This is a genomic window from Mycoplasma sp. 2575, from assembly GCF_053851635.1.
Genome location: NZ_JBSQBB010000003.1, coordinates 46,566 through 67,827, shown reverse-complemented (window position 1 = coordinate 67,827; position 21,262 = coordinate 46,566). Strand labels below are relative to the sequence as shown.

Below are 21,262 nucleotides of genomic sequence, written 5' to 3'. Positions count from 1 at the left end.
AATTTATTTTTTAAGACTTAAAAATTAAACCAGTAATCAGGAAAAATTGGTAGTGTAGTAAATTTTGTGTAAATTTATCTCCTACTTACTTTTTGAGTAAGAGATTTGAGAATTGCAATATAGTATAAAATGATTGAGAATTTACATAATGGATATTTTTTTAAAAAAAATGAATATAAAAAAAATTAGTATATAATTATATCCATAGCAACCATAACGAAGGGGCCCACCTGATTCCATTCCGAACTCAGCAGTTAAGACCTTCCGTGCCGAAAATACCATAAGGGAAGATAGGTCGTTGCTTTTTTTTATTTCCTTTTTTACTTTAAGCATTGTAGGTAACTAAAAACTGATATTTATAAATTTATGAAATAATAATCTTCATGTTTTAAAAAAATATAAAAAAGTTATAACTAATTACTTTGGTAATTTCATTCTATTTACTATATAATATAGTTAATGATTGATTATATAAAATGTTATTTCCACATTTTAATGTAATAAAAAAGTCCTTAAAATAAGATAGATTTGAATATTTGCAATACAAATCAATCAGTTAACATGTAAATTTTAATTTAATTCGAGACTAATTTTAATTCTTAAAATAATAAATTTTTTTTATAAAAAAGTTAATATTTTTCAAATTTTGTAATTAGTTATTTTTAAATAAATTTAAACATAAAATAAATGAGGTGTTTTTTATGAGGTTATTTAATTTATTGTTGAATGTGTTTTCGAGCGTTTTAATTCCAACAACCCCTGCCGTAATTAGTCGCCAGAGTGAGGATGTTCAAAATAAACAAGAGATTTTAGAAGCAAAAGATAGGACCACTGATATTCTTGATAATTCAATAATTCATAAGCCAACATCTGATGAAATCGAGAATTTGGACGATTTAAATATTTTTTATTCTACAATGACTTTAAAAACACAATATAACTTGTTGCATGCCTATAAAGTTTTGAAGAAATTGCTCAAAATTAATGATTCTGCTGAAATTGATGAATTACCATATAAGAAATATAATGATGAATTAAATCTCGTTCCAGATAATAAACTTAACAACGAATTTTCAGAATATAATATCGCATTTTTGTCGTCATCTTGAAAGGATTTTATTCGTTTATTTAAACAAGCTTCGTTTAATTACGAAATTTTTCTTAACGAAGAAATAAAAAAACAAAATATTAATACTGATTTAAAGGCAAAGGAAGAGCCTCGAAAACTTACTATTTTTAACCAATTAGATTCCAAATATGATGATGTGTATTTTATTAGAGTTGTTATTGCTGAATTTGAAGCTCTTGAATTGTTAAAAAATAATAAAAAAAATATGGAAATTGATACTAAAATAATAGATTTATTAAAAGTAGAAGATGGAACAAATCCATCTTCTCCACAGTATGTCAATACCTTAAAAAAAATTATTCCAATTATTACCGAAATAAGAAACATCGCTGGAGAAAGTATAGCTAATAAGCTTTCAAAAGAAGTGGATAAGGAATTAATTAATGACAAGATTAGACTTGAAGCGTTAACAGCTGCCGTTAGAGCAAAAGGCTCAGCTGAATATGAAAAAGATATTAAACAGCGAGCATTAAATGTTACAAAAAATACCTCAATGGAAGAATTAATTAAACTTAGAGATGATGCTGAAAAAGTGTATGATACATTAAAAAGTAAAGCAGAAGAATCATTCCAAAAACTAAAAGAAAAAATGAAATTTCGTGATCAAATAGATAATGCATGAAACGTTAAGGTTTTACAAAGAGTATATGGCGAGATTATTAAGCAGCAAATTAGTGAGCTTAGAAAAGACACAGAAGCAGTTGTAAAAAAAACTATTGGTTCAGATATGCATGACGATTTTGAAAAGCGTTTATTAAATCAAAATTTAACTTTGGAACAATTGACTGTTATTTTTGAAGAAGCCAATAATGAATTTATTAATGAAAAAGAAAATGCTACTAAAATAGTAAATTCTATTCTTGATGAAAAAGTTAGAAGAGAAAATATTGAAAAAATAGAAAAATCAAACAATATTGCAGAATTGAAAAAAATTGCAGAGGAAGCTAAGGAAATTAGAGCAAAAGAGGATTTGCTAAACGCAAGAAAAAATGCTAAAGAGGCAGTTGACAAAACAGTTGGTTCATCAAAGCATGATGAATATCAAATGAGATTAGAAAAATCACAAGAGGAAATAGATAAACTTTTAGAATTAATAAAAGAAGCAAATCTTGAATATACTACTAAAAAAACAGAAGTTAACAAGATTTTGGAAAGCCTTGATGATAAAAAAGATTTTGTTGAAAAATTTAATAATGCTAACAATATAGAAAAGTTAGATGAATTGCAAAAGATTTTATTGGTTGAAAAGCAAGAACAGGATTTGATTAATTTAACTAAAAGAGCACAAAAAGCAGTTGACCAACTTGAAGGTTCTAGTCAATATGATGAATTTAAAAAAATGCTCGCTAATGCTATAGGCGATATGGCTAAACTTCTTAGTGTTGCTGAGAAAGCAGAAGCCATTTATAATGCTGAAAAGCAAAAAGTATTAGATATATATAATATAAATTATTGGATAAAAAGGATTATCAAGCAAGAATTGACAGCGCAAAAAACATTGGGGCGCTAAAGCTTTTATTAAAAGAAATAACCCAAGAAAAAAAGTCGCAGGATAATGCTAAGATAAAAAAAGATGCTGTGGATGCTGTTAATAAGTTAGAAGGTTCTGATATAAAATCTCAATTTGATAAAGAATTAAAAGAAGGCCTTGATGATCCTAAAAAATTAAGTAATATTATCGAAAGAGCTAATAAAGAATTTAACAAAGAGTTTGAAACAATTAATAAAGAATTAGATAAATTAAATGACTCAAATGTAAAGAAAAAAGAGCTAGAAAAATTAGCTAAAAAAGCTAAAAACATAAAAGAATTAAGAAGCATAAAATTACAAATTCAAAAGGCCATTCTTGAGCAAGAAAACAACAAGAAGGATGATCCAAAAAAAGATAATTCTAAAATGAATCAACCAAAAGAAGAAGAGAAAAACCCTAGTATTCCTAAAAAACCTGATATTTCTAAAAAAGATAGCAAATCTAAGGTTAATGTAGCTGCAATTGCAACCCCACTTGTGGTAATACCAACGTTGGCAGGAGCAAGCGTTGGCACTTGATATATGGTTAAACGCCATAGAAAGAATAAAAAAATGTAATTTTAATATAAAATAATGTGAAAACTTGTTTTGTAATTTCTAATTCAAAAAGCAAGTTTATCGATATAAAAATAACAATTTTAAAAAAATATTAAAAAATATTATAAAAAAATTTTTTTAATATATAATTATATTTACAGCAACCATAACGAAGGGGCCCACCTGATTCCATTCCGAACTCAGCAGTTAAGACCTTCCGTGCCGAAAATACCATAAGGGAAGATAGGTCGTTGCTTTTTTTATTTTATTTTTTTAAAAAATAGAAAGTAAAATTATATTATATGGTTAATAGAGAATTCGAGACCGAGGGAATAGTTCTAGAAATAATAAATCATGGTGATAATGATGCTATCATTCAAGCTTTGACACAATCGGGTGTTTGTTATTTTTTTGCCAAAGGAATACAAAATGTCGAATCCAAAAATAGAAGAAATTTATTATTATTAGGATTGTCAAATTTTGAATTAATAAGATCGAAATTTATTGGTAACATGCCTAGACTAAAAAGAGCAACACTAGTTTCGTTTTTTCCATTGCAAGAAACCTTGCAAGATATATTTAATAAAGTTCATTACTTTTTAAAGCGAGCAGGTAAGCAAAACAATAATTTTTTATATGCTAGATATATGGTTTTTTTAGAAAATGTTGAAAAAAAACCAAACCATAGTTTTATTTATATCTTATTAGCTTTTTTAGATATGTTTGGTTATAGGCAAAATTTAAGCTCATGTGTAGAGTGTGGAGATAAAGAACATATTGTAGATTTTGAATTTTATAAGGGAGGTTTTTTATGCCGAGACCACTCACAAAAAAGTAAGGATATAAATTTATTAAGATGTTTGTATTGGATTGAAGCTGATTTTGAATATTTTAAGAGTAATATTGATGAAATTGATGTTATACAAGTAATAAATATAGTTATTTCTTTTATGAAAACGATGATATAAAAACCCCTATTCTTCAAGGGGTTTTTCAACTTTTTTAGGTTTTTCTTTTTTAATTTGTTTATTTTTTTTATTTGCTGAGTTTTTTCTTATTATTTTTTTTGGTTTTGAATTTTTGTTTTCAGTTTCAACTTGACTTGATTTTTTAGTATTGCTTTCTTTCTGCATCTTTTGTTTATTAATTTCAACTTGATCAACAAGAAGAATAGTAGGAATAATAACAACATTTCTTCTTTTACTTTTATAAAAGAAAGGGTCAAGTCTATCGATAATTAATTGTTTAATTCTAGGTATCGTTCAATCTTTTTCGTTTTTAATTGTGTATAAAACTGCCCCGTGTACAAGTCTTTTTGCGTCTTCTACTAATTGCAATGAGTTTTTAACAAAAAATGCTCCTCTTGATACGATTCTTGGCTTTCCAAGAATTATATTTTTTTCTTTATTAATAGCCATTATTACATGTACAAAACCATTTTGTCCCAATTCCATTCTTTCTTTCATGATTTGTGAATTTGTTTTTGATAGAATGTTTCCATCTATAAATACAGGACCAAAATATACTTTTTCATTTGATAAAGAAATCATATGGTTTTGTAAATAATAAACGTCCCCCAACTTAGCAATAATAATGTTATTTGGTTTGATTCCTGATTCAATTGCTGTATAGCCATGAACTACACTCATTCTAAATTCACCATGATATGGCATGAAATATTTTGGTTTTGTTAATTCAAATATCTTTCGATGTTCATCACGGTAGGCATGCCCTGAAGTGTGTAAGTAGCCATCAACACCATTTTCTCTTATAATTGCTCCCAGTTTATATAACCTATTAACTAATAACTCACATTTAGATCTATTTCCTGGTATTGGACTAGATGAAAAAATTATTGTGTCCTTAGGTTTGATTGATATATTTGGGTGTTTATCATATGACATCTTGGCTAGTCCTGCCATTTCTTCACCTTGGGAACCGGTTGTCAAAATTAGTAATTCATTGTCATTATATTTTGAAAGACTTTTTTTATCTATAAAGACTTCATCAGGCGCATTTATATAACCTAATCTTCTACCGATATCAATGTTATCGATCATTGATCTACCAAAAGCAATAACTTTTTTGCCTAATGAAGCACCAAGCTCAATGATTGCTTTTATTCTTGTAAGATTTGATGCAAATGCCGTAATGATGATTTTCTTCTCAGCTTCTAACATATATTTTTTTATGTCTTTTAATATATCGCTTTCCGATGGAGAATGGTTAGGGCGCATGGCGTTAGTTGAATCCGAAAATAAGACATCTAGCCCTTCTTCGCCAATCTTTTTTAGTTTTGAGAAATCGGTTAAATTGCCAATAGGTCGATAATCGAATCTAAAATCACCAGTCATCATTAATGATCCATTTGGAGTTTTGATTCTAACACCAAATGCGTCAGGAATTGAATGTTGAGCAGTTCATCAATCAACACTACAATCACCAAAATCAGCCACAAGATCTCGGTTTATTTCAATAAACTGGACATTTACCTTAATTTTCATATCAGAAAACTTAAGTTTTAGATATTGAATAGCAATTCTTGGGGCATAAATTCTTTTTACATTTACTTGTTGAACCAAATATGGAACACCACCGATATGGTCTTCATGCCCGTGTGTTATGAAAAGTCCTTCAATTCTATCCTGGTTTTCAGCTAAATAAGTAAAATCTGGAATTGAACCGTTAATCCCCGTAACAAAACTATCGCAAAACTTAATTCCGGTATCAATAATAAAAATATGTTGGTCATATTCAATTATTAGTGTGCTTTTTCCAATTTCTTGCATTCCGCCTAAACCAAATATTTTTGTTGGTTTCATATTTTAACCCTCCAGATGAAATTATCTTGTGCACTTTATAAAAAAAGGAATTATTAAATAATACTTTATATAATTATATACATTATTAATATTTTTTAAAAATGGAGTAAAAAAAATGAAAAGTGAAGCAAAAATAAGTATAAGTTCATTTATTTTTAAGATTTTTGTTTTTATAGGTCTTATTATTTCTGGATACTTTATTTACACATCAGTGTCTAATTTTCTTGGTTCTGTTAATAACAAATTTGAGAGTTCGGATGTTAACCAGGCCTATAAAGGAATAAATGATTTTCTCAATGATATTATTAATCTACTCAAAGAAAATTTAAAATGATTTATTATTCTAGGTTTTTCCTTATTGGGTGCTATCTTAACTTGAATATTAGATGTTATTGTTCTTTCATTTGCTCCATGAAAAACTAATAAATTTGGGAAGACTATTTTGTTTTTATCAACAATTTTTCCTCTTTTTCCTATTTTTTGAATTATATCAATTATAGGGAATTTAGCAATTATGGCAAATAAGAATTCATATAAAAAGAGAGTAAAACAAAATGAATAAAAAAGAATTTGAAGAAAAAAAGAAATATGTAAAAAATGCATTCAAAGATGCTAAGAATGTTGTTAAGCGGGGAAATATGATAATGCTAGCCATAGGGTTATTATTAGGTACCTCGTTTGGCGCTGTAATATCTTCGCTAGCTAAGGATGTTATTCTTGCAGCTATTACCTCTGTTTTTAATGTTAACGAGGTAAAGGACATTAAAATCGGCAATATTCTTATTGGTCAATTTCTTGCGGCACTTATTCAGTTTCTTATTGTTACAGTGGTTATATTTGTAAGCTTATTTTTAGTATATTTGATTAGGAATATCATTCAGTATCACAAGGCAAAAAAATTACCAATAGTTGAAGAAGTTGAGGAGCCAAAACCATTAACTACAGAGGAACTAATTTTAGAAGAACTTAAAAAGATTAATGTTGAACTTGCAAAAAATAAGAAGAGTGATGAAGAGAAATTAGTGCAAGAATAAAACCTAAGAATTGAATTGCAATTTACTGATTTATAAAGTATAAGCTTAATAGCTTATATTTTTTGTTCTTTTTAAATTTCATTTATTTTTTACTTTAGGCTAAATAAAGCTATAACTATTTAAAAAAATAAAAAAATTGCTATAATTTTAGCGTGTTTTATATAACCAAAAAACACTTAAAAACTATAAAAAGTCTATCTAAAAATATTAAATATATAACCAAATAAACATAGGAGATTTTATAATATGCCAATGAATTTAAAAGGTCGTAGTTTAGATACAGCTCTAAACTTCACAACCGATGAAATCAATTACCTTTTAGATCTTTCTTGAGAATTAAAGAAAGCTAAAATGCAAGGGCTACATATTAACAATCGTCCTTTAACAGGAAAAAACATTGTTATTATGTTCCAAAAAGACTCAACAAGAACACGTTGTGCATTCGAAGTTGCTGCCGCTGATTTAGGGGCAAGCTGTACATACATTGGACCTACAGGATCTAATTTTGGTAAAAAAGAATCAGTTGAAGATACAGCTATGGTTTTAGGCCAAATGTATGATGGTATTGAATTCCGTGGTTTTAAACAAACAGATGTTGAAGCACTTGCTAAATATTCAGGTGTTCCAGTTTGAAATGGTTTAACCGATGCTGAACACCCAACACAAATGTTAGCTGACTACTTAACATTTAAGGAATTCGTAGGTGATCTAAGAGGAAAGAAAATTGTTTTCGCAGGTGACATTAAAAACAATGTTGCTCGTTCATTAATGATTGGTGCTGCATTCTTTGGTGTTCATATTGTTTTATGTGGTCCTAAATCACAATGAGAAATTGTTAAAAGCGGACCAAACCATAAAGATGTTTATGAAGCTGTTCAAAAGCTTTTTGAACGTAACGGCGGATCAGTTTCATTTTCAGATAACAAGATTGAGGCTGCTATGAATGCTGATGCTATTTATACAGACGTTTGAGTATCATTAGGTGAACCATTTGAACTATTTGAATCACGTATTCAAGAACTTGGTGCATTTCAAGTTGATATGGCTATGATGAAAGCAGCAAAAGAAAGTGTTATTTTCTTGCACTGTTTACCTGCATTCCATGATGATAAAACTTTATTCTCATCAGAAATCAAAGAAAAACTTGGACAAAAATACCCAGTTGTTGCAACCGGAGCTATGGAAGTTACTGACGAAGTATTCCAATCAAAATACAATAAATCAATTCAACAAGCTGGAAACCGTATGCACACAATTAAGGCTGTTATTCTAGCTACAATAGGATATTAATTATGAGTAGAATCGTTATTGCCTTAGGTGGGAATGCGTTAGGAAATAATCCTGCAGAACAAAAAGAATTAGTTAAAATTCCTGCGAAAAAAATTGCTGAATTAGTTAAGGCCGGCCATGAAGTTATTGTTGGCCACGGAAATGGACCACAAGTTGGCATGATTTTCAATGGTTTTGTTAGTGCTGCATCAGTTAATCCTAAATCACCATTAGTTCCTTTACCAGAAGCTGGCGCTATGTCACAAGGATACATTGGATACCATATGGTTAATGCAATTACCAATGCATTTAAGGAAGAAGGATTAGAAGAAAAAGAAGTACTATATCTATTGACTCAAACTTTAGTGGATCCAATGGATCCTGCATTCAAAAATCCTACAAAACCTATTGGTCCTTTCTTTATGACAAGAGAAGAAGCAGAAATGGCTAATCCTAATAGTGTTATTGTTGAAGATGCTGGACGTGGTTTTAGAAAAGTTGTCGCTTCGCCAAAACCAATTAACTTTGTTGGTATTAACCAAATGAAGAACGCTATTGAAGCTGGAGCTACTGTTATCGTTGGTGGTGGTGGTGGTATCCCTACTGTTAAGGATGAAAATGGTTTTATCAATGGAGTTGATGGAGTTATTGACAAGGATTTTGCTTTAGCAAAAATGGCTGCCTTAACAAATGCAGATTACTTCATTGTTTTAACTGCAGTTGACTACGTTAAAGTAAACTACGGAAAACCAGAACAAAAAGATCTAAAACACGCAACAAAAGCTGATCTTGAAAAATACATCGAAGAAAAACAATTTGCTCCTGGAAGTATGTTACCAAAGGTGCAAGCTGCTATTAAGTTTGTTGAAGAAGGCGGAAAGGCTGCATTCATCGGAGATTTAAAAGATTTAGAAGACATTATTGCCGAAAAAATTGGTACAAAAGTTACTTTAAATTAATTTTAAATTTATATATAAAAAAGTTGGGACGCAATCCCAACTATTTTATTTTGTTATTTTTTTGATTGTACAATTCATACAAACAAATAGCGGTAGCAGCAGAAACATTTAATGACTGAACAGAATCAAAATCTTGTTGTATATAAATCACTTCATCTGCATGTTTTAGTAATGTTTTTGATACTCCGCTTTCTTCATTACCCATAATTAAGGCAACAGGAAAGCTAAAACTTGTATTTGATATTGTTTTGGCTTTTTTATCTAGTGCTGTTGCATATATTCAAAAACCATTATTTTTTAGGTTTTCAATAGCTTCAAACAAGCTAGCAACCTTGATGATTTTGATATTTTTAAATCCACCGGACGAGGTTTTTAAAACAGCCGGAGTTATGTCTACACTTCTGTTTTTAGGTATGATAATATGTCTTATTCCAAAAACATTAGCTGAACGAATTATTGCTCCGAAGTTTTGTGGATCTTGTATATGATCTAAAATTAAAATTGTCTCAGCCTTATCCTTATAAATTGAACCAAGATCATGATAATTAAAACTTTCAATTTCTGCAATGTAACCTTGATGATTACCATTGACTATCTTATTCATTTCACTTGCTGGTAGATAGGTTATATTTTTGGCTTTAATTTTATTATTTTGTAATCCCTTTAATAGAAATATCTTTTTAATAGGAAAATCATTTTCGATAGCCTCAAGGACTGAATTTTTTCCATATATAAAGTTCTTCATTATATTAATTTCTTATCCTTTAATATTTTTCTTAGATTATCGGCCTGTATATATTTTTTTTCATCTAATAATTTTTGTCATTGATTATAAAGAGCGAGGTCTTTGCTACTGATTTTTTTATTTGTAAAACTAAAACCAAGAATTTTCATTATTTCTAGGAATGTATTAAAGTTTTCTTCTATTTTTGAAAGTTGTATTATTTCCTTATTTGCTTGCGCAAAATTCAATTTTGCACACAATTTAATTATTTCATCAACTTTATTTTTATTAATTTTATAAGTATTGTTTTTTAATTGGACAGTATTATTAATGACAATAAACTTATTTATAAGTTTCTGCAATGAATCAAATAATTCATCGCTAACATTTATCGGCTTAGCATAATTGGTACTTAATATCATTAGTTTATAAGTATCCGGATGGTATTTTTTTAAAAAATCATGAGGAAAAATAAGATTTCCTATTGACTTAGACATTTTTTGATTCTTATAGTTTAGTGTCCCAAAATGAATTCAGTTGTGTGAAAGAGGCTTATTGTATATTGAATAATGTTGAATATTTTCGTTTTCATGGTGCGGAAAAATTAGATCAATACCTCCACCATGGATATCAATAGTTTCGCCTTTGAAATATTTTGATATGAAACAACTACATTCAGTATGTCAACCAGGACGTCCCGGGCCAAAAGGGCTTTTAAATTTTATACCAATATTAGTTTCCTTTCATAAAGCAAAGTCTTGCTTATTTTTTTTATTTAATTCATTATTATCATCATCTGATATTAAATTTTCAATTTTTTGTTTGCTAACAGAACCATAGAATTCCTTAAATTTTAAGACATCAAAAAAAACATTGCCGCCTACTTTATATGCTGCTTTTTTATCTATCATTTTTTGTATATATTCATACATATCATTTAATGAATCAGTAACTCTAACTATTTTATTTGGCATTTCAAGATTAAACAATTTGAATAAATCAAGATAATATTCTTCATATTTTTTTGCTATTTCTAGTTCGCTTTTGTTTTCATCTATAGCCTTTTTAATAATTTTGTCATCTATATCAGTTATATTATTAAGATAAAATATTTCTTCTCCTAGAAATCTTTGGGCTCTTATAAGGATATCAAATGTAACACATGGTCTTATATTTCCAATATGAGGATAGTTATAAACTGTTGGACCACATAAATAATATTTTTTCATGAAAACATTATATATGATATATCCTTAAAATAAACAATTTATTATATAATAATAAATTATGGAAATTATGGAATCGGCAAAAGAAATTATTATATGTTCAATTAAAGAAGCATTGAACAAATTAAAGATAAATAAACCTGTAGTATTAACGGAGGCTAAAAACTACGGAGATTATTCTACCAATATTGCACTAACATTGCAAAAAGAATTAGGCAAAAAGGCAATTGAAATTGCCCAAGAGATTGTTAAAAATATTGATTTAAATAAATTTAGTCAAATTAGTGAAATTAAAATAGCAGAGCCTGGATTTATTAATTTTTGAGTATCTAATTCAGTTTTTGCAGATACAGTTAATTTAATCAATAAACTTGGAAAAAATTTTGGAAGCCTTTCTAAGGAAGGGAAAGGAAAGATTAATGTAGAATTTGTATCTGCAAACCCTACTGGCTATCTACATATTGGTCATGCTAGAAATGCCGCAATTGGAGCTACACTATGCAACATTTTAGAAAAAGCCGGACACCAAGTTATTAGGGAATATTTGGTAAATGATTATGGTAACCAAATGAATAAATTAGCAGTATCAATTTATTCAAGATATCAACAAATATTTAATCCTTCATATGAACTACCAGAAGATGCTTATCGCGGTGGTGATGTTATAGAATTTGCACAAGCATTTTATGAAATGCATAACGAAGAATATAAGGGTGTAGAATATACACCTGAAATTGAATTATTATTTAGAGATTTTGGTAGAACATTTGCTCTAAAAAATATTGAAGAAGATCTAAAGAAATTTGGTGTGTGATTTGATATATATACTTCAGAAAAAGCACAATATGAAAATGATTTGGTTTGACCTGCTATAAGAAGATTAAAAACAACCTACGTAAAAGATGGGGCAACATGATTAAAAACCACAAGTGGTGGCAAAGATGATAAGGATAGAGTTATTATTAAAAGAAACGGTGATTCAACCTATCTTTGTGCAGATATTGCTTATCATGAACAAAAATTTAGACAACTTGAAGACTCAGAAAAAGGAATTATTATTGATGTTTGAGGAGCAGATCACTCTGGTTATGTTGAACGTGTCAAGTTTGCGTTTGAAGATCTAGGATACCGTAGAGATCAATTAGAAATTATCTTATTCCAACTAATAAGAGTTATGAAAGACGGCAAAGAAATTAAAATGTCTAAACGTCTAGGAACATCTTTAACATTAAGAGAATTAATGAATGAAGTTGGCAAGGATGCAATTAGATTTTTCTTGATCGAAAGATCATACAATTCAAAAATTGATTTTGATATTAAAAAAGTTACAAGTACAGATGAATCCAATTCGATGTATATTATTAAATATGCTCATGCTCGTTGTGCTCAATTATTGCAAAAATTTAATTATGTTAACCCTATAGCAACCAATCTAACTGATGAATTTTCACAAAAATTAGTAGCTCAATTGAAGGAATATCCAGACTTAATTAGTACAATGGCTAAAACATACAAGGTTAATTTATTGCCACCATATTTACTAAAATTGGCTAGAGCATTTAATTCATTTTATTCAAATGTTAAGGTTATTGGATCTCAAAACGAGGAAAGCTATGTGGCTTTAGTTAAAGCTATTAAAATAGTTTTATTTGATGCGATGAAGTTAATGGATTTAGAAACTCCTGAAAAAATGTAGCTTTTGTTCTAAAATATAATTAGTTAACACCACTTGATTGGTGTTTTTTTTATTGCTTCTAGAGGTCAAAAGAATAAATAAAAAATGGCGGGTAAGAGAGGATTTGAACCTCCGCGGGTGCTTTATACACCCCTACAGTCTTAGCAGGACCGCCTCTTCGACCACTTGAGTACTTACCCATGCCTATTTTAAGCATTGTTAATTATATACTAATATAAGTTAATTTATGTGAAATAATTAAGGAAGACAAGTAAATATTTATTATTTTATTCTTTTTGGAGGATAAATTTCCTTAATATTATCTGACCATATTCCTAATTTTTGGTATCTTGCTTCTTTTTCATTATTCTTTAATCAAAAATAAAAGTTTTCATTTTTTGTGTAATATTTGCTTCTTTTATCAAGAGATATATAAGAAACTTTGCTAAAGCCGTTTTTTATGAGTTCTTTATTGATGCAAATTATTGAACCGTCGTTTTTATAAACTAAAATTATTGCGACAATTCGACCATAAGCATCAAAGAATTTCTTATTTTCATCCTTATTTTGGTCACTAATTGTTGTTTGGGGAATTACTCAAATTTTTCTTGCTTCAAGAAGATTTCTTGTTGTAAAGTTTTTTGCAATCTTACCATATTTAAATTGTAACCCAACTGTTGGTTCAAATTTTTGTCCTACTTTTTTCCATGTTTCTGGTGTATCAATACCAGAAAACCTGAATCTAAAAGTTTTATTATTTTTTATGTTTTTTAATTCAGCAGTATCACCATCATTTATCTTAAAAGCAGATACTTCGGTGGCATTGTTTTCTCTAAAATCATTAGATAGAAGGTATTCTTTGTTATTAACATAAATAGATTTACTAGTTAGGTATATTTCTTTGTCTCTGCTATCTTCTGCACTTATATCTTTTTTATCTTGACTATTCTCGTTGCTATCTATTTTGGAATCGTTATTAAAAATTTCATCAAGGTCACCATTATTTATTTTATTATCATTAATTTGGAAATCTTTAAATAAGAATTTTAATAACGATATTTCTTGTGCGCTTCATTGTGAAAGTTTTTTTGTATAAGTTTTTCTTATTTTTTTAGCTAAAATAATGAATTTTTTAATTATTGAGTCAAAGACTTCTGTATCAATAACCTTCTTAAAGGAAAGTAAAGATCTAATTTTTAAAAACGTTGTAGTTATTTGGCTGTGTTCTTTCTTATCTAATAGGCTATGCTTATTGAAGATAGAAATTCAAATTTCATTTATCACTTTTAATTTATTCGCTAATTTATCAATATTTATTGGTAATGCTTGATTATTTATTGGAAATTTTTTTATGTCTTCTAGAATAATTATTAGTTGCTTTAAAAAGGTTTGATCTTTTTTTCTTGAATAGCTTTTTGAATCCTCGTTTGTAATGTCTGCAATCTCATTACATAACTTTAAATCTATGACATTTTTACTAATTGTATTTTTATATTCGGTTATTTTTCTTAATAGTTTCTGTGTATCGTTATTTTTTTCTATTGTGCATTGAACTAGCATATAGCTAGCTATCGGAAGGCTAGGAGCTATTAGACTTGATAATAAAAATCTTTTTATATTTTTTTTCATTAGTATTTGGTTAATATCTCCAATGCTTTATTGTAAATAGCCATATTACTATTTTTATAAAGTTTTCTCGGATTATAGTTTTTGTTTTCCATTATATTATTGTTTTTAAGAAAGTGTTCAAGTGCCTTTGCATTCTCTATTTGTAACTCAGTATTTATATTAATTTTTGCAATGCCATTTTGAATGCATTTTTTGATATCTGCATCACTAATTCCCGAACCGCCATGTAAGACAAGCGGCATTTGAAGAGCTTGATTTAGTTGATTTAGTAATTCGAAGTTTATACCTTTTCAATTTTTTGGATATTCCCCATGAATATTGCCGATACCAATAGCAAGCATATCAATACCCACATTTTTAAACTCAATCGCTTCTTCAATTTTTGTATATACAACGTCACTGACGATACCATCCTCCGTTCCTCCTATTCTCCCAATTTCACACTCAAGTGAAATATTTTTTTTCTGGCATATTTTATAAAGTTTTTTTGTTATATTGAGATTTTCAAGAAATGGTAATTTACTTCCGTCAAACATTATAGATGAAAAATTTGCATCGATTGCTTTAATACAATCGTTATATGTTCCGTGATCTAAATGAAGACAAACGGGAATTGTTATTTTTAAATCCTGTATTAAAGAATTCACGACACTATAGCAAACATTGTAACCGCCAAAATATTCAGCAGCAGATGAACTCACTCCCAAAATAATCGGTTTATTTGCATTGTTAGCAGCAAGCAAAACTTGCTTAGTTCATTCTAAATTGTTAATATTAATATGGAACACAACATCTTTGTTTTTATATGCTTTTTTTAATAATTCTTTTGCATTAACTATCATAAACAAAATAAAAAACCAAACAAAATAAGTTTAGTTTTTATAGTCAGGTCTAATTGTTGTTCATGTTCCATCGGCATTGTGAAAGAATCTTCCATCTACAGTTAGTAAACGGTATAATTCCCCGCGTTTTTTTAGTAAAATTTCTTCATCAGTACTAGTATCAATACTTTCACTTCTTCATCTTTTTAATAGAATTTTTTGTATTGAATTAAATAAATTATAGAAATCTAAATTTTGTTTTTCATTTAGAATTTCTTCAGTAATATCAAGTAATGTTTTATATTCTTTTTCTTCTGTCATATAACCTCTTTATTTACAATAAGTATATATTTTACCTTGTATTAAATATATTATAATTATAAATACTTATTATTTAAATTTATTAGGAATTTTAAAAATATGAAATGTTAAAAAAATTCTATTTTTTCAACTAATAATAAGGTCTAAAAACTTAAAAATTCCGGCATTGTCAAGTCTCAAATCCCTTATTTTATTTATTATTTTTTATTTTTTAGTTTAAATTAGTATAAAAACCCAAAAAATAAAAGTGTAGTATAATTAATATTGTATAAATAGAGCATTTATTTGCACTTTTTTATACGCTAAATAACATCACTTATTTGAAAGGGAAACAAATGTCTGTATTTGACAGTAAATTTAAAGGAATTCACGTTTATTCAGAAATCGGAGAATTAGAATCGGTTTTAGTTCACGAACCAGGGCGTGAAATTGACTACATTACACCAGCTAGACTAGATGAATTATTATTCTCAGCTATCTTAGAAAGTCATGATGCAAGAAAAGAACACAAACAATTTGTATCAGAATTAAAAGCCAACGACATCAATGTTGTTGAACTAACTGATTTAGTTGCAGAAACATATGATTTAGCATCACAAGAAGCTAAAGACAAATTAATTGAAGAATTTTTAGAAGACTCAGAACCTGTTCTTTCAGAAGAACACAAAATGGTTGTAAGAAACTTCTTAAAATCAAAAATGTCATCAAGAGAATTAGTTGAAATTATGATGGCTGGAATCACCAAGTATGATTTAGGTATTGAAGCAGATCACGAATTAATCGTTGACCCAATGCCAAACCTATACTTTACCCGTGACCCATTTGCATCAGTTGGTAATGGTGTAACAATTCACTACATGCGTTACAAAGTTAGACAACGTGAAACATTATTCTCAAGGTTTGTATTTTCAAATCACCCTAAACTTGTAAACACACCATGATACTACGACCCATCTCTAAAATTATCAATCGAAGGTGGAGACGTATTTATCTACAACAACGAAACCTTAGTAGTTGGTGTTTCAGAAAGAACTGATTTACAAACAATAACCTTGTTAGCTAAGAATATTGTTGCTAATAAAGAATGTGAATTCAAACGTATTGTTGCAATCAATGTTCCTAAATGAACAAACTTGATGCACTTAGACACATGACTAACAATGTTGGACAAGGATAAATTCCTATACTCGCCTATTGCTAATGATGTATTTAAATTCTGAGACTATGATTTAGTAAATGGTGGAGAAGAACCACAACCAATGGAAAATGGTTTACCACTAGAACAATTATTAGAATCAATTATTAACAAAAAACCTATCTTAATTCCAATTGCTGGTGAAGGTGCTTCACAAATGGAAATCGAAAGAGAAACTCACTTTGATGGTACAAACTATCTAGCAATTAGACCAGGTGTTGTTATTGGTTATTCACGTAACGAAAAGACAAACGCTGCCTTAGAAGCTGCTGGAATCAAGGTTCTTCCATTCCATGGTAACCAATTATCATTAGGTATGGGTAATGCACGTTGCATGTCAATGCCTTTATCACGTAAAGATGTTATGTGATAGTAACTATCTAAAATTATTGAATTTTATATATTAAAAATCCTCAGCAATAAGCTGGGGATATTTTTTTGATTTAAATTTTAGGGTTTAGCTTAATAGTTTTAAGCTTATCTACTTCAAGTTTTGTTATGAAATCATGCTTTATATCACCTGAAAATTCTTTTGGATCATATTCACTTTCGCCTCTAAACAAGATAATTTGGTTACCCCTGTTTTCAGAATTGTCACTTTCGACAATATGAATAAAATTAATTCCAATTAAATTAAATCTTGAATCTATTACCATCGAACCGCTTGAACCGCTATCAAGTGATTCGTTCTTTTCATTGTTAAGATATAGTGTTGTCATCTGTTGGAGAATATTTTTAGGCATTCCGTGTTCAGATGCTTTTCCAAATGGTTTTTCATAGTCCATTCATTTATTGTCTATACTATTTCAATCTTTGTTTTCTTTTTTGTTATATCTTACCCATAAGCTATTAAAGTTATCTTTGTTATTTTTATCATTATCAACAACACGGTTTTTTGTTTCAATATAGCCACCTTGTGATCTGGCAGCATTTAATTTAATTGTTCCATTGACATCTGGAAAACCGAGCACAAAATGAGTTTGGATAGGGCTCTCGTGATTCTTTTGCTTATTTGTTTCATTACCAAAACCAATATATCAATCCTTTTCGGCTGGTGTGTCTAAAATTTCATATAGGGTAGGAAATAGATCTCTTATATTATTTTTAGTGAATCTTAGTTTAAGGATTGCAAAATCAGCTCCGCCATTTTTAACTGTCCCAAGGCGGTTATTGACATCTGTGAGTTCATCAAAGAAATTTGTGACAGCCCGATTTGCTCTTAATCCTTTCGAGCTAAATCTTGGAGTGTAGTATATCCAATCTAAATACTGACTTTTTGTATCAGTACCCTGATGTGTGTTTAGCGGTTTTTTAAAGTATTTTTGATAATCATTAATAATTTCACCATTGTTTGTGGTTTCATAGTTATGCTTATTGAAATTAAAATTAGGGTCTAGTCTTCCAACAAAGTTATTAATATTTTTTTTATCTGTATTTTTGTTGTACACAATACTTTTGTCAAAGATATGAGTTAATGATGCGACGTGGGCATTGGTTGCAACTAAAAATTCATATTCTTCGCCACCATTTTTATTGGTTGTTATTTTATTATCAATTCTGTCTACAATTCATGCTGTCCCAGAAGTACTTGTATAGCGTTGCGAAGGACTTCCACCAAAGGGTGGCCGTACTGTATAAATACCTTTATAATTTAGTGAGAATGACCTATCATAGATGTATTGATAAAAATCATCATTTTTTCTTAGTAATGAATTGCTTGTGTTAAGTGTTAGATGTCTAAATTGTGCAGATTTAGTTTTAAATAATAATGTTATTTCGCCAGTTAAATCATTATGTTTAGCTTTTATTTCTTCAATTTCTTGATTAAAGTCTATCATTTTTTTGATTGTATCTAAGTCGATATAATAAAGAAACTGACTTAGATTAGATGGAAGATAGCCAAAAGGGTTGTTTCTTATAATTCCCTTAATTTTATTAGCAATATTCTCATCTTGTTTAATTTCGATAGAATTGTTGGGTATGGTATCAAAAGTGTCAAGGAACAAAGCTTTCATCATATGTTCTTTATTGTATCCATTAAAGAATTGACGTCATTTTTGTTCATCATTATCACCATATTCTCCATATATGCCAACTTCCTTAAGATAGTTTAAAAAACCAGGATCTAAGCGATTATTTGATAAATCTAAACCAGTATTGTTATTCGCTGTTTTTAGATAGTTTTTAAATTCTTGAAGTTTCTTTTTATAATAAGGTGTTTGGGTGACAATAGCATTGGCATCATTGAATTTTTGTGTAGATTTATTGAATATTAAATCAAATCCTAGACTGTGCTTTGGTGAATCGGTTTTAGAATTATTAGTTGTTGAGTTTATATCGGTATTAAGTTTTTGAAGCTTATGGTTTCTAATAACTTTCTTAAATTTTTGGCTTAGATTATATAACTGTGTTTTAAATTCTTTTAGGGCATCATTTAATTCATCGATGTTATTATTGTAATCTCTTTGGCGGTCGCGATATTTTATTAAGTTTGTATATGCTATTGCAAGCTTATGGCGTTCATTGACCAATTCAGGATCATTATCTGTTTTTTCAAAGAATTCATTTACTGTTGATATTTGTTTTTGAGCTTCGGCAAGTAATGCTTGACTATCATTTATTTTTTCATAGTTAGGAGCAGGTACATCTATGCCTGGTGATGGAGTTATATCCGGCACGTTTGGAGATGGTATTTGTGGTGCTTCATTTGAATTATTATTTTGCTTGTTTATTTCATTATCAATTTTTTGTGATAACTCGCCAAAAAGATCACGATAATCATTATTTGTGAAAGAAATTTTTTCTAGTTCATTTTTTAGTTTTTCTTGTTTATCAATGTCATGAATTGAAGATATATCATTATATAGTTTTGCTTTTGATTTATAAAAATCACTATTTTTTATATTTTTAGAAGTTTTAATTAAGGTTGATAATTTGTTTTTGATTGTTATTTCAATGTTAAGAGCATTTACATACGCAATTGCTTTTTGGTTATATTCATCAAAGATGCTATTGGCATCATTACTAATTTGTTCTAGCTCATCTTCAGTTATATTACCTTTTTTAATTTCATTTTGGTATTCATTATATTTAGGTGATCCATCAAGCTTTTCTATGTTTTTAGCAGTTTTGTCTAAAATTTTTTGAATTTCATTATCTAACTTTTTAATGATGTTGTCAATTTCTTTTGCATTAATATTTTGTTGGTTTAGTTGGTCTGACAACTCTTTTTTTAATGGATTTTTACTAGAAAGTCTTGAAATTAATTCTAATAATTTTTGCACATCCGGTTTCATTTGATGAGCAAGAATTTTTGCTTTAATATCTAATATTTTTTCTTCATTATCAGCACTACTTAATTCGGTTTTTAATTCCTTTTTTAAATTATCATCTTGAAAGGAATCAAGCAATATTTCCACATCAGATTTTAGCTTATTTAAGTAACTATTAACTTGATTTTTAATATCATTAAAATCGTCGACGTTTGCGTCTTTATTATTAAATTTTTGTTTTAATTCTTTGTATTTTTGCTTTGTTTTAGAAAGTTTATTAAGCAAAATTAACACTTCTTGTTTTAAAATTGCTTTGTTTATTTCTAAATCTAGCAATTTTGAAACTTCTTCGATATTTTTGTTCGTAGCTAATTTAGCTTTATTTGCTAGTTCTTCTTTATCATTGTTTGAAATATCAGATGCATTAATTTTTTCGATTAGGGCATTTATTTTATTTTTTAATAGTTGATCTTCAGTACTTATTTTTGATAGGAAATCAATAATATTTTTTTTAATTAGATTTATTTCTTCTAGTGTTTTAGCTTCACTTATTTGGATGATAAATTTTTCTTTTTTATCCTTACTTAAATCTTTTATCAAGGCATTTAGTTCTATTTTAGCTAATTCCAAACTTTTTGTTTTTTCTTGCAATATTAATTGTCTGTTAGTTTCTTCTAAAATATTTTTTAGGTTTGCGGCATTATTGTTATTTTGAAAACGATTGAGAAGATTGTTTTTTATTTCGTTGTTTTTTAATTGATTAATTTTTGATAAAACAAATGCTCTATCCTCTTCTATCTGCTTTTTTATGTTTTTTAAAATAATTTGTAGAGTAGCATAATTTTTAGGCGAATATTGTCTAAATTTAGGATCATTAATTTGTTTTAAAAAATCTCTTTTGCTATCCTCATTCACTATGTTTGCAACTAAATTTTTAGCAGCCGTGATTAATTCTTGTGTTTCTTGCTGCTGTTTGTTGTTTTTTAAAAAAGTAGCATATCCTATTCCCACAGCAGTCCCTATAATACCTATCATTGAAACAGTGGAAATACTTGCTATTAAAATCTTCTTCTTTTTGCTTTTTTGCATAAAAAACCTCAATATTAAATTTTTATCTTA

Annotated in this window: 16 protein-coding genes, 1 tRNA gene and 2 rRNA genes; 11 read left to right on the top strand and 8 right to left on the bottom strand. The window is 28.3% G+C overall.

What is annotated here, in order from left to right; translation table 4 throughout:
* Positions 1-203: 203 nt before the first annotated feature.
* The 5 genes from rrf (ACWXVU_RS00965) to recO all read left to right on the top strand — a co-directional run bounded on the left by rrf (ACWXVU_RS00965) (position 204) and on the right by recO (position 4,164).
* Positions 204-307 (top strand): 5S ribosomal RNA (gene rrf / locus ACWXVU_RS00965).
* Between the two features lie 394 nt (positions 308-701).
* A complete protein-coding gene (locus ACWXVU_RS00960) occupies positions 702-2,639 on the top strand; it encodes a hypothetical protein (RefSeq protein ID WP_456011969.1) in 1,938 nt (645 codons plus the stop codon).
* Positions 2,582-3,217 (top strand): hypothetical protein, encoded by a 636-nt coding sequence (locus ACWXVU_RS00955; RefSeq protein WP_456011968.1) that lies wholly within the window; start codon positions 2,582-2,584, stop codon positions 3,215-3,217. The genes ACWXVU_RS00960 and ACWXVU_RS00955 overlap by 58 nt, the downstream gene beginning before the upstream one ends.
* A gap of 135 nt (positions 3,218-3,352) precedes the next feature.
* Positions 3,353-3,456 (top strand): 5S ribosomal RNA (rrf, locus tag ACWXVU_RS00950).
* A 42-nt stretch (positions 3,457-3,498) separates the two neighbouring features.
* Positions 3,499-4,164 carry a DNA repair protein RecO gene (gene recO / locus ACWXVU_RS00945; protein WP_456011967.1) on the top strand — a complete coding sequence of 222 codons (666 nt, stop codon included), beginning with the start codon at positions 3,499-3,501 and terminating at the stop codon, positions 4,162-4,164.
* 6 nt (positions 4,165-4,170) lie between these two features.
* Here the strand turns inward: recO and ACWXVU_RS00940 are convergent, their stop codons facing one another.
* The gene (locus ACWXVU_RS00940; RefSeq protein WP_456011966.1) at positions 4,171-6,018 is read right to left on the bottom strand and encodes a ribonuclease J; all 1,848 of its coding nucleotides are present in this window, start codon (positions 6,016-6,018) and stop codon (positions 4,171-4,173) included.
* A gap of 115 nt (positions 6,019-6,133) precedes the next feature.
* On the opposite strand from ACWXVU_RS00940, the gene ACWXVU_RS00935 reads away from it, so the two are divergent.
* The 4 genes from ACWXVU_RS00935 (at position 6,134) to arcC (ending at position 9,280) form a co-directional block, all read left to right on the top strand.
* Positions 6,134-6,580 carry a hypothetical protein gene (locus tag ACWXVU_RS00935; protein ID WP_455993900.1) on the top strand — a complete coding sequence of 149 codons (447 nt, stop codon included), beginning with the start codon at positions 6,134-6,136 and terminating at the stop codon, positions 6,578-6,580.
* A complete protein-coding gene (locus tag ACWXVU_RS00930) occupies positions 6,573-7,052 on the top strand; it encodes a large conductance mechanosensitive channel protein MscL (RefSeq protein ID WP_444704993.1) in 480 nt (159 codons plus the stop codon). The genes ACWXVU_RS00935 and ACWXVU_RS00930 overlap by 8 nt, the downstream gene beginning before the upstream one ends.
* Positions 7,053-7,298: 246 nt before the next feature.
* Positions 7,299-8,342, top strand: a complete 1,044-nt coding sequence (gene argF / locus ACWXVU_RS00925; RefSeq protein WP_438340620.1) for an ornithine carbamoyltransferase — start codon at positions 7,299-7,301, stop codon at positions 8,340-8,342.
* 2 nt (positions 8,343-8,344) lie between these two features.
* Positions 8,345-9,280 carry a carbamate kinase gene (gene arcC, locus ACWXVU_RS00920; protein ID WP_438340621.1) on the top strand — a complete coding sequence of 312 codons (936 nt, stop codon included), beginning with the start codon at positions 8,345-8,347 and terminating at the stop codon, positions 9,278-9,280.
* A gap of 40 nt (positions 9,281-9,320) precedes the next feature.
* Here the strand turns inward: arcC and rlmB are convergent, their stop codons facing one another.
* Together rlmB and ACWXVU_RS00910 are read right to left on the bottom strand one after the other, a co-directional pair.
* Positions 9,321-10,025 (bottom strand): 23S rRNA (guanosine(2251)-2'-O)-methyltransferase RlmB, encoded by a 705-nt coding sequence (rlmB, locus tag ACWXVU_RS00915; protein WP_438340622.1) that lies wholly within the window; start codon positions 10,023-10,025, stop codon positions 9,321-9,323.
* On the bottom strand, positions 10,025-11,233 hold the full coding sequence (locus ACWXVU_RS00910; RefSeq protein ID WP_456011965.1) for a class I tRNA ligase family protein: 1,209 nt from the start codon (positions 11,231-11,233) through the stop codon (positions 10,025-10,027). Before ACWXVU_RS00910 ends, rlmB begins: the two co-directional genes overlap by 1 nt.
* A gap of 58 nt (positions 11,234-11,291) precedes the next feature.
* Here ACWXVU_RS00910 and argS point away from each other — a divergent pair, with 58 nt between their 5' ends.
* Entirely contained in the window at positions 11,292-12,926 is a 1,635-nt protein-coding gene (argS, locus tag ACWXVU_RS00905; RefSeq protein WP_444704995.1) for an arginine--tRNA ligase, read from the top strand.
* 85 nt (positions 12,927-13,011) lie between these two features.
* On the opposite strand, the gene ACWXVU_RS00900 is transcribed toward argS, so the two are convergent.
* From ACWXVU_RS00900 to rpoE, 4 genes are all read right to left on the bottom strand, one after another.
* Positions 13,012-13,105, bottom strand: a tRNA-Ser gene (locus ACWXVU_RS00900).
* Between the two features lie 82 nt (positions 13,106-13,187).
* Positions 13,188-14,534, bottom strand: a complete 1,347-nt coding sequence (locus ACWXVU_RS00895) for a thermonuclease family protein (protein ID WP_456011964.1) — start codon at positions 14,532-14,534, stop codon at positions 13,188-13,190.
* Positions 14,534-15,376, bottom strand: a complete 843-nt coding sequence (locus ACWXVU_RS00890) for a ketose-bisphosphate aldolase (RefSeq protein ID WP_438340626.1) — start codon at positions 15,374-15,376, stop codon at positions 14,534-14,536. The genes ACWXVU_RS00895 and ACWXVU_RS00890 overlap by 1 nt, the downstream gene beginning before the upstream one ends.
* Positions 15,377-15,406: 30 nt before the next feature.
* On the bottom strand, positions 15,407-15,676 hold the full coding sequence (gene rpoE / locus ACWXVU_RS00885) for a DNA-directed RNA polymerase subunit delta (RefSeq protein ID WP_456011963.1): 270 nt from the start codon (positions 15,674-15,676) through the stop codon (positions 15,407-15,409).
* Between the two features lie 335 nt (positions 15,677-16,011).
* Between rpoE and arcA the strand changes: the two genes are divergently transcribed.
* Positions 16,012-17,244, top strand: coding sequence for an arginine deiminase (arcA, locus tag ACWXVU_RS00880; protein WP_438340628.1), 1,233 nt, complete (start codon positions 16,012-16,014; stop codon positions 17,242-17,244).
* Positions 17,245-17,314: 70 nt separating this feature from the next.
* Here arcA and ACWXVU_RS00875 read toward each other — a convergent pair whose 3' ends face one another.
* Positions 17,315-21,232, bottom strand: a complete 3,918-nt coding sequence (locus ACWXVU_RS00875; RefSeq protein ID WP_456011962.1) for an MAG2960 family serine endopeptidase lipoprotein — start codon at positions 21,230-21,232, stop codon at positions 17,315-17,317.
* Positions 21,233-21,262: the final 30 nt, after the last annotated feature.